6 protein-coding genes and 2 rRNA genes are annotated in these 9,547 nt (G+C 66.2%); 7 read left to right on the top strand and 1 reads right to left on the bottom strand.

What is annotated here, in order from left to right:
• The first annotated feature begins 165 nt into the window (after nt 1–165).
• Nucleotides 166–3,282 (top strand): 23S ribosomal RNA (locus PV796_RS17155).
• Between the two features lie 71 nt (nt 3,283–3,353).
• Nucleotides 3,354–3,469, top strand: a 5S ribosomal RNA gene (gene rrf / locus PV796_RS17150).
• A gap of 163 nt (nt 3,470–3,632) precedes the next feature.
• Here the strand turns inward: rrf and PV796_RS17145 are convergent.
• Nucleotides 3,633–4,283 carry a 4'-phosphopantetheinyl transferase family protein gene (locus PV796_RS17145; protein WP_274914136.1) on the bottom strand — a complete coding sequence of 217 codons (651 nt, stop codon included), beginning with the start codon at nt 4,281–4,283 and terminating at the stop codon, nt 3,633–3,635.
• Nucleotides 4,284–4,441: 158 nt separating this feature from the next.
• Between PV796_RS17145 and PV796_RS17140 the strand changes: the two genes are divergently transcribed.
• The 5 genes from PV796_RS17140 to PV796_RS17120 all read left to right on the top strand — a co-directional run bounded on the left by PV796_RS17140 (nt 4,442) and on the right by PV796_RS17120 (nt 8,978).
• Nucleotides 4,442–5,467, top strand: coding sequence for a saccharopine dehydrogenase (locus PV796_RS17140; protein WP_446750689.1), 1,026 nt, complete (start codon nt 4,442–4,444; stop codon nt 5,465–5,467).
• Nucleotides 5,464–6,108, top strand: a complete 645-nt coding sequence (locus PV796_RS17135) for a TetR/AcrR family transcriptional regulator (RefSeq protein WP_274914134.1) — start codon at nt 5,464–5,466, stop codon at nt 6,106–6,108. Before PV796_RS17140 ends, PV796_RS17135 begins: the two co-directional genes overlap by 4 nt.
• A gap of 149 nt (nt 6,109–6,257) precedes the next feature.
• Nucleotides 6,258–7,445 carry a cytochrome P450 family protein gene (locus tag PV796_RS17130; RefSeq protein ID WP_274914132.1) on the top strand — a complete coding sequence of 396 codons (1,188 nt, stop codon included), beginning with the start codon at nt 6,258–6,260 and terminating at the stop codon, nt 7,443–7,445.
• Between the two features lie 109 nt (nt 7,446–7,554).
• The gene (locus PV796_RS17125) at nt 7,555–7,746 is read left to right on the top strand and encodes a ferredoxin (protein ID WP_274914131.1); all 192 of its coding nucleotides are present in this window, start codon (nt 7,555–7,557) and stop codon (nt 7,744–7,746) included.
• A gap of 5 nt (nt 7,747–7,751) precedes the next feature.
• A complete protein-coding gene (locus tag PV796_RS17120) occupies nt 7,752–8,978 on the top strand; it encodes an NAD(P)/FAD-dependent oxidoreductase (protein WP_274914130.1) in 1,227 nt (408 codons plus the stop codon).
• Nucleotides 8,979–9,547 lie beyond the last annotated feature (569 nt).

Raw genomic sequence — 9,547 nt, 5'->3', positions numbered from 1 at the left:
AACGCGGGGTCTTGGCTGGTTGTGTTGGGCGCGCTGTTGGGTGTCTGAGGGTGCGAGCGTTGCTCGTCCTTCGGTGTGCCGGTCCCGGTGTAGGTCTGCTTGGTGCAGGTTGTGACGGGTGGCTGGTCGTTGTTTGAGAACTGCACAGTGGACGCGAGCATCTGTGGCCAAGTTTTTAAGGGCGCACGGTGGATGCCTTGGCACCAGGAACCGATGAAGGACGTGGGAGGCCGCGATAGGCCCCGGGGAGCTGTCAACCGAGCTTTGATCCGGGGGTGTCCGAATGGGGAAACCCGGCAGTCGTCATGGGCTGTCACCCGCTGCTGAACACATAGGCAGTGTGGAGGGAACGCGGGGAAGTGAAACATCTCAGTACCCGCAGGAAGAGAAAACAACCGTGATTCCGGGAGTAGTGGCGAGCGAAACTGGATGAGGCTAAACCGTATTGGTGTGATACCGGCAGGGGTTGCCAGTGCGGGGTTGTGGGAGCTTTCTTGATCGGTCTGCCGGCCGGTCGGTGAGTCAGAAACCGTTGATGTAGGCGAAGGACATGCGAAAGGTCCGGCGTAGAGGGTAAGACCCCCGTAGCTGAAACGTCAGCGGCTTGCTTGAGAGCCACCCAAGTAGCACGGGGCCCGAGAAATCCCGTGTGAATCTGGCGGGACCACCCGTTAAGCCTAAATATTCCCTGGTGACCGATAGCGGATAGTACCGTGAGGGAATGGTGAAAAGTACCGCGGGAGCGGAGTGAAATAGTACCTGAAACCGTGTGCCTACAAGCCGTGGGAGCGTCGCGCAGAGACTTTGTTTCTGCGTCGTGACTGCGTGCCTTTTGAAGAATGAGCCTGCGAGTTAGCGGTGTGTAGCGAGGTTAACCCGTGTGGGGAAGCCGTAGCGAAAGCGAGTCCGAAGAGGGCGTTGAGTTGCACGCTCTAGACCCGAAGCGGAGTGATCTAGCCATGGGCAGGTTGAAGCGGAGGTAAGACTTCGTGGAGGACCGAACCCACCAGGGTTGAAAACCTGGGGGATGACCTGTGGTTAGGGGTGAAAGGCCAATCAAACTCCGTGATAGCTGGTTCTCCCCGAAATGCATTTAGGTGCAGCGTCGTGTGTTTCTTGCCGGAGGTAGAGCACTGGATAGGCGATGGGCCCTACCGGGTTACTGACCTTAGCCAAACTCCGAATGCCGGTAAGTGAGAGCGCGGCAGTGAGACTGTGGGGGATAAGCTCCATGGTCGAGAGGGAAACAGCCCAGAGCATCGACTAAGGCCCCTAAGCGTGTGCTAAGTGGGAAAGGATGTGGAGTCGCAGAGACAACCAGGAGGTTGGCTTAGAAGCAGCCATCCTTGAAAGAGTGCGTAATAGCTCACTGGTCAAGTGATTCTGCGCCGACAATGTAGCGGGGCTCAAGTACACCGCCGAAGTCGTGTCATTGCGATATTACCCTAACGGGGATCGTGATGGGTAGGGGAGCGTCGTGTGCCGGGTGAAGCAGCCGTGGAAACGAGTTGTGGACGGTTCACGAGTGAGAATGCAGGCATGAGTAGCGATACAAGAGTGGGAAACTCTTGCGCCGATTGACTAAGGGTTCCTGGGTCAAGCTGATCTGCCCAGGGTAAGTCGGACCTAAGGCGAGGCCGACAGGCGTAGTCGATGGACAACCGGTTGATATTCCGGTACCCGCTTTGGAGCGCCCAATACTGAATCAGGCGATGCTAAGTCCGTGAAGCCGCCCTGATCTCTTCGGAGTTGAGGGGAGTGGTGGAGCCGACGGACCAGACTTGTAGTAGGTAAGCGATGGGGTGACGCAGGAAGGTAGTCCAGCCCGGGCGGTGGTTGTCCCGGGGTAAGGGTGTAGGCCGTGTGGTAGGTAAATCCGTCACATGTTAAGGCTGAGACCTGATGCCGAGCCGATTGTGGTGAAGTGGATGATCCTATGCTGTCGAGAAAAGCCTCTAGCGAGCTTCATGGCGGCCCGTACCCTAAACCGACTCAGGTGGTCAGGTAGAGAATACCGAGGCGTTCGGGTGAACTATGGTTAAGGAACTCGGCAAAATGCCCCCGTAACTTCGGGAGAAGGGGGGCCATTTCTGGTGATGACATTTTCTGTCTGAGCTGGGGGTGGCCGCAGAGACCAGCGAGAAGCGACTGTTTACTAAAAACACAGGTCCGTGCGAAGCCGTAAGGCGATGTATACGGACTGACGCCTGCCCGGTGCTGGAACGTTAAGGGGACCGGTTAGTCTGGATTCGTTCAGGCGAAGCTGAGAACTTAAGCGCCAGTAAACGGCGGTGGTAACTATAACCATCCTAAGGTAGCGAAATTCCTTGTCGGGTAAGTTCCGACCTGCACGAATGGCGTAACGACTTCTCGACTGTCTCAACCATAGGCCCGGTGAAATTGCATTACGAGTAAAGATGCTCGTTTCGCGCAGCAGGACGGAAAGACCCCGGGACCTTTACTATAGCTTGATATTGGTGTTCGGTTCGGCTTGTGTAGGATAGGTGGGAGACTGTGAAGCGCCAACGCCAGTTGGTGTGGAGTCGTTGTTGAAATACCACTCTGGTCGTGCTGGATGTCTAACCTGGGTCCGTGATCCGGATCAGGGACAGTGTCTGGTGGGTAGTTTAACTGGGGCGGTTGCCTCCTAAAGGGTAACGGAGGCGCCCAAAGGTTCCCTCAGCCTGGTTGGTAATCAGGTGTTGAGTGTAAGTGCACAAGGGAGCTTGACTGTGAGACTGACGGGTCGAGCAGGTACGAAAGTAGGGACTAGTGATCCGGCGGTGGCTTGTGGAAGCGCCGTCGCTCAACGGATAAAAGGTACCCGGGGATAACAGGCTGATCTTCCCAAGAGTCCATATCGACGGGATGGTTTGGCACCTCGATGTCGGCTCGTCGCATCCTGGGGCTGGAGTCGGTCCCAAGGGTTGGGCTGTTCGCCCATTAAAGCGGTACGCGAGCTGGGTTTAGAACGTCGTGAGACAGTTCGGTCCCTATCCGCTGCGCGCGTAGGAGTCTTGAGAAGGGCTGTCCCTAGTACGAGAGGACCGGGACGGACGGACCTCTGGTGTGCCAGTTGTTCTGCCAAGGGCATGGCTGGTTGGCTACGTTCGGAAAGGATAACCGCTGAAAGCATCTAAGCGGGAAGCCTGCTTCGAGATGAGGGCTCCCTCCCACTTGATGGGGTAAGGCTCCCAGTAGATGACTGGGTTGATAGGCCAGATATGGAAGCATCGTAAGGTGTGGAGTTGACTGGTACTAATAGGCCGAGGGCTTGTCCTCAGTTGCTCGCGTCCACTGTGTTGGTTCTGAAGCCACGAACAGACCAACGGTTGTTCTAAGTTTCATAGTGTTTCGGTGGTTTTAGCGTTAGGGAAACGCCCGGTTACATTTCGAACCCGGAAGCTAAGCCTTTCAGCGCCGATGGTACTGCAGGGGGACCCTGTGGGAGAGTAGGACGCCGCCGAACTTCTTTTATGGCTCCGGCCCTTGAACCTTATTGTGGTTCGGGGCCGGAGCCTTTTTTGCGTTGTCGTTGTTGTGATGGTTGGTGGTTGTGGTGTTGGAGCCTCGTTCCCGGGTTTGGCTTGGGGCGGGGCTTTTTTGCGTTGTGGGGTGGGTGTTGTGGGTGGTCAGGGGGTGGGGAGGGAGGCTGAGGTGAGGAGGAGGGTGGGGGTGGTGTGCCAGTTGCCGAAGAGGGTGGGGTGGTGGGGGAGTTGGAGGCGGGCGGTGAAGGTGTGGGTGGTGGGGGCGAAGGTGATTTCGGCGTCGTCGAAGTCGAGGGGGCGGGGGGAGAGGGGGGCGTAGGTCTTGTAGACCGACTCCTTGGCGCTGAAGAGGAGGCGGTCCCAGGCGATGTCGGGGTGGGTGGCGGTGAGGTGCTGGAGGTGGTGGCGTTCGGTGGGGGTGGTGATGCCCTCGCGGACGGTGGGGGGTAGGGGGGCGTGGGGTTCGGCGTCGATGCCGAGGTGGGGGAGGTCGGTGGTGCGGGTCACGGCGGCGGCGCGGTAGCCGTCGCAGTGGGTGATGCTGCCGGTGATGCCGGGGGGCCAGGCGGGGGCGCCGGTCGGGCCGGGGAGGAGCGGGGCCGGGGGGAGGCCCAGGCGGGCCAGGGCGCGGTGGGCGCATTGGCGGGCGGTGATGAACTCGCGGCGGCGCTTGTCGCCGGCGTAGGCGATCGCGCGTTCCTCCTCCGGGAAGAGGCCGGTGGGGGCGGTGGGCGGTGGGTCACCGAGGGCGTCCTCGCCTACGGCGTGCGGGGGGAGGACGTGCTCGATGAGCATGGGGTGGCTCAACTCCTCGGCGGGGGACGGTAGTAGACGGTCCGTGGGCTGACGACTCTATGTGACGGGGGCGACAATGACGGCCGTTGTGAATCTAGGTCGCGTGACCTAGTGTCTGGGGTGTGGACGATGACCTGCAGCTCGATGTGAATGGTCCGGTGCTCGTGGTCGGCGGTTATGGGACCGTCGGCGGCGAACTGACCCGGCTCGCCGCCCCCTCCTGGCCGTTGCTGTTGACCGGGCGCACGCCCGAGCGCGGGCGGGAGTTGGCCGATGAGGTCGGGGCGGAGGTGCGGCGCTGGGACCTCAGCGATCCGGAGCCGTTCTCGGCGAAGGTCCGGGCCGTGGTCAGTACGGTGAACGACCCGGACGACCGGGTGTTGCTGGCCGCCCTCCGGGGCGGGGTGCCGTATGTGGACATCACCCGGTGGACGGCGCGGTTGCAGCGGGCCGTCGCGATCGCCGCGGTCAATCCGCCGAAGGCGCCGGTGCTGCTGTCGTCGAGCTGGATGGGCGGCGTGACCACGCTGGTCACCGCGGCGCTGGCGGCCGAGCTGGGCGGGGCGGCCGGGGTGCAGATCGCGATCCGGTACGACCTGAAGGACCGGGCCGGGACGGACTCGGTGGAGTTCATGGACCGGCTGGGCCTGGACTACGAGGTCGTGGAGGACGGCGAGCGGCGGTCGATCATGCCGTTGAGCGACGCCGGGTTCGTGGACATCGGCGGGTACCGGACGAAGGTGGCGCGGATCGACACGCCGGAGCAGTTCACACTGCCGTTGGTGTTGGGGGTGGACACCGCCATCACGCGGATCGGGTTCAGCGCCAACTCGTCGACGTCGTCGCTGCTGGCGTTGAAGAAGACCGGGTTCTTCCGGTGGGGGCGGGGCGAGAAGTTCGAGAAGACCCGCCGGTCGATGCTGTACTCGCCGGGCGAGGGCGGCAGCGCGCTGCTGCGGATCGAGGTCCACGGGCGGGGCGGCGAGCGCCGTACCGCGGTGGTCAAGGACGCCGCGGGGCAGGCCCATCTCACCGCTCTGGGCGGGCTGTTGGGGCTGCGGCGGGTGCTCGGGACCGATGGGGCCGAGGCGCCGCGCGGGGTGGTGTTCCCGGAGATGACGCCGGCGCCGCAGGACGTGGTGGCCGAGCTGGAGAAGGCCGGGGTCGAGGTCACGGTGTCATGAGCGAGGAGAGGGACGACGGCAAGCCGCACTTGACCCGGCAGGGCAACCTGCGGCGGACGAGTCTGCTGGATGCCGCCGAGTCCGTGCTCGTCGCCAAGGGCAATGCGGATGCGTCGCTGCGGGCCATCGCCGGTGAGGCGGGGGTCCGGGTCGGGCATCTACAGCACTACTTCCCGACCCGGGCGGACCTGATAAAGGCCGTGTTGGCACGGGCGTTGGACCGCTCGCTGGAACGGCTGGCGGAGACGACCGGGCTGCGGTTGGATCCGGCGGACCCCTCGGTCATCGAGGTGACGGAGGGGAGCCGGGCGGACGCCGCCGAGGTGGTGGCGGTGGTGCTGGCCGAGCAGGAGGACCCGCAACTGGTCCGGCTGTACGTCGAGGTGTGGGCGCTGGCGGCGCGGGACGAGGAGATCGCCGCGGTGGTCCGGGAGTTCTACCGGCAGTACGTCGCCCATGTGGAGGCTTTCGTGCAGCAGGGGCGGCCGGAGTGGTCGGCCGATCTCTGCCGGGCGCGGGCCGAGACGTTCGTGGCGTTGGTCGAGGGAGCGGCCCTGATGCGGTCGGGGATCGCCGGGAGCCGGTCGGGCGCGTTGGATGAGCAACTCGCCCGCCAGGCCGTGGGTTTGCTCCGGGACTGAGGAGTCGTTCCGGCGCGTGCAGTGCCGGCCGCCGGACACATGGGGTCCGGGGCCGGGTTTCTCCGGGGTCGGTCGGCCCACGTCCGTTGCGGGATGCCGCCGGGTGGGCCGGCGCCCGTCAGTCATGGCAGTTCTAGGGGGAGTTCGTCATGTCCGAAGTCATCGATCTGGCCGAGCTGGCGGCCACGCCGGGCCTGGAGCGGGAGCTGGAGCGGCTCGCCGCGGACCACGAGATCATCCGTACGCGGCAGTTGAACCAGCAGGAGACCTGGACGGTGCTGGGTGCGGCGCTGACCCGGGAGCTGTTGAGCGATCCGCGGCTCTCCAACGACGTGCACGTGCACGCGCCGCACGGGGCGCTGGTGCCGGGGCTCCAGGTGATGCTGCTGGAGCAGGACGATCCGGCGCACGCCCGGTACCGGCGGCTGGTGAGCGCGGCGTTCGCGTCCAAGGCGGTGCGGCAGTTGGAGCCGCGCATCGTGGAGATCACCCGGCAGTTGCTGGAGAAGCTGGGCGACAGCGGGACGGCGGACTTCATCGACGCGTTCACCTATCCGATGCCGCTGGAGGTGATCTGCGATCTGCTGGGGGTGCCGGGCGAGGACCGGGACCCGTTCCGGAAGTGGGCGATGGACATCTCCGCGGCGCCGTCGTTGGAGGCGATGCAGGCGTCGGCGGGCGAGCTGTTCGGGTACTGCATCGGGCTGATCCGGGCGAAGCGGGAGCGGCCGACGGAGGACCTGCTGAGCGAGTTGATCGCGGCGCGGTTCGAGGACGGCGGGGCGCTGACGGACGAGGAGTTGTCGTCGTTCGCCGCGGTGCTGCTGATCGCCGGGCACGACACGGTGACGAACCTGCTGGCCAACGCGTTGCACGAGCTGCTGACGCACCCGGAGCAGTTGGCCGCGCTGCGCGCGGACCGGTCGCTGGTGGGTCCGGCGGTGGAGGAGGCGCTGCGGTTCCGCGGGTCGGCGATGACGACGGTCAACCGGGTGGCCCTTGAGGACTTCGAGGCCGGTGGGGTCACCATCCGCAAGGGCGAGTTGGTGCGGTTCCTGCTGAACGCGGCCAACCGGGACGCGGAGGTGCGGGCGGACGGCCACACCTTCGACATCGGGCGGGCCACCGCGCAGCACATGGCGTTCGGGATGGGGCCGCACTTCTGCCTGGGGCAGCGGCTGGCCCGTCAGGAGGCGACGATCGCGCTGAACGAGATCCTGGACCGGTTCCCGACGCTGGAGTTGGGGGTGCCGGCGGGGGAGATGCAGTGGCTGGCCTCGGACGCGATCCGGGGGCTGGCGGAGCTGCCGCTGCGGTACGCGCGGGAGACGGTGTAAGGGCGTAGTGCCCCGCGGTCGGTGGTGCGCCGCCGGCCGCGGGTGGGGGCGGCGGGCCGAGGCCCGTCGCGCAACGGCTCGTTCCATAGGGGAGTTGGGGGAGGCAGGCATGCGGATCAAGGTCGATTACGAGCTGTGTGACGGGCTGGGGCAGTGCGCGCTGGTGGCGCCCGAGGTCTTCGCGTTGGACGACGACGAGCAGTTGGTGGTCGCGCCGGACCCGGCGCCGGAGCTGGCGGGGAAGGTGGCGGCCGCGGTGCGGGCGTGTCCGGTGCGGGCGATCTCGGTCGAGGGGGCCTGAGGGCCGTGCGCGAGGTCGTCGTGGTGGGCGCGGGGCTGGCGGGCGTCCGGGCCGGTGAGGCGCTGCGGGCCGGGGGCTTCACCGGGGCGCTGACGGTGGTGTCGGAGGAGGCGGAACTGCCCTACGACCGGCCGCCGTTGACGAAGCAGTTGGTGGCCGGGACGCTCACCGAGGCGGACATCCGGCTGGCGGGCGCCGAGGACTTCGGCGCTCGCTGGGTCCGGGGGACCGCGGCGGTCGGGCTGGATCGGGAGCGGCGCCGGGTGCGGCTCGCCGACGGGGCGGAGCTGCCGTACGACGGGCTGGTGGTGGCGACCGGGGCGCGGGCGCGGGAGTGGCCCGGGGCGGTGCCGGCCGGGGTGCTGACGGTGCGGGGGCTGGGAGACGTCCGGGCGCTGCGCGCGGCGGTGGACGGCGGGGCCCGTGAGGTGGTCGTCGTCGGGGCCGGGTTCGTCGGGGTGGAGTTGGCGTCGTCGCTGGTCGGGCTGGGGCTCGGGGTGCGGGTGACGCTGGTGGAGCCGTTCGGGCGGCCGTTGCGGGTGTTGGGTGGGACGGTGCCGGACGTGGTGGCGGACGCGGCGCGCCGGGCCGGGGTCGTGCTGCGGCTGGGCGTCGGGGTGACGGGGTTCCGTGCGCAACGGGGTCGGGTCGCCGGGGTCGAGTTGGCCGACGGGGGCGTGCTGCCGGCCGCGTTGGTGGTGGTGGCGATCGGGATGGTGCCGGCGACCGGGTGGTTGCTGGGGTCCGGGTTGGCGCTGCCGGCGGGGCGGGTGCACTGCGACGAGCGGCTGTTCGCGCGGGCGGCGGGGGTGGCCGCGGCGCCGGATCCGCGGATCGTGGTGGCCGGGGACGTGGCCCGGTGCGATGCGGTGCGGTCGGCGGACGGGCCGGTGGCGTTGGAGCACTGGAGCAATGCGGCGGCGCAGGGGGAGTTGGCGGCGCGGAACCTGCTGGCGGGGCCGGCGGGGGCGGAGCCGTATGCGCATGTGCCGTCGTTCTGGACGTCGGCGTTCGGGCTGCGGATCAAGTCGGTGGGGCTGCCGGGGAGCGGGGACCGGGTGGTCGTGGAGGAGGGGGAGCCGGGGTCGGAGAAGGTGGTGGAGGCGCACTACCGGGAGGGGCGGTTGGTCGGTGCGGTGAGTGTGAACCTGGGGAAGCGGTTGGCCGGATATGGGCGGCGGCTCCAGGGGGAGCGGGCGCTTCCGGTGGCGGGGGCGGAGGTCGTCGGGTGAGGGCGACGGTCGGGCGGGTGGCCGGGAAACGTTGCCGTGGCCGGAATTAGGCGGGTCCCTCGCGACGTTTACGCGCGGTAACCCGCCGGCTTCCTGGGCTTTTCCGCGAGGCCGGGCCCGTGTGAATTGCGCGTTAATTTTCGCGTTACCGCGAACCGTTCGTGGTTAACCCTTTCTTGCGTCACTGGGTCACGTGACCTATCGCACAAACGAGTGACGCTCGTATGGGCCTCTGGTAACGTTTTTGTCGTGCCTCCAGTAGTGAGGCGGGACGGGCTTTGTGGGTGTGCCACAACGAGGTGGCCGCCGATGGGAACTGCCCGTTCCTGGCAAGCAGGTGTCGGGGGATCATTTGCTACGGGGGACGGCCATGTGTAGTGCCTACGCAGGCATCTAAATTCAGGGATTCCTAAGCTGGAATGTTCCCTTTCTCTTGTGCCCACGGGGCGAGTCTCTTGCGCCACGGGCCTAATGCGTCGGGTTGACGGCGCCATGTCACGCCCAAGTGGGCAAACCACCACATACCTTTCATTCACCTTTGCCGTGCGGCAGTCTGCCGTGGTGCTCGT

Source organism: Streptomyces sp. WZ-12, from assembly GCF_028898845.1.
GTDB lineage: Bacteria > Actinomycetota > Actinomycetes > Streptomycetales > Streptomycetaceae > Streptomyces.
The sequence above is the reverse complement of the archived record's forward strand: the minus strand, read 5'-3'. Positions and strand labels throughout refer to the sequence as shown.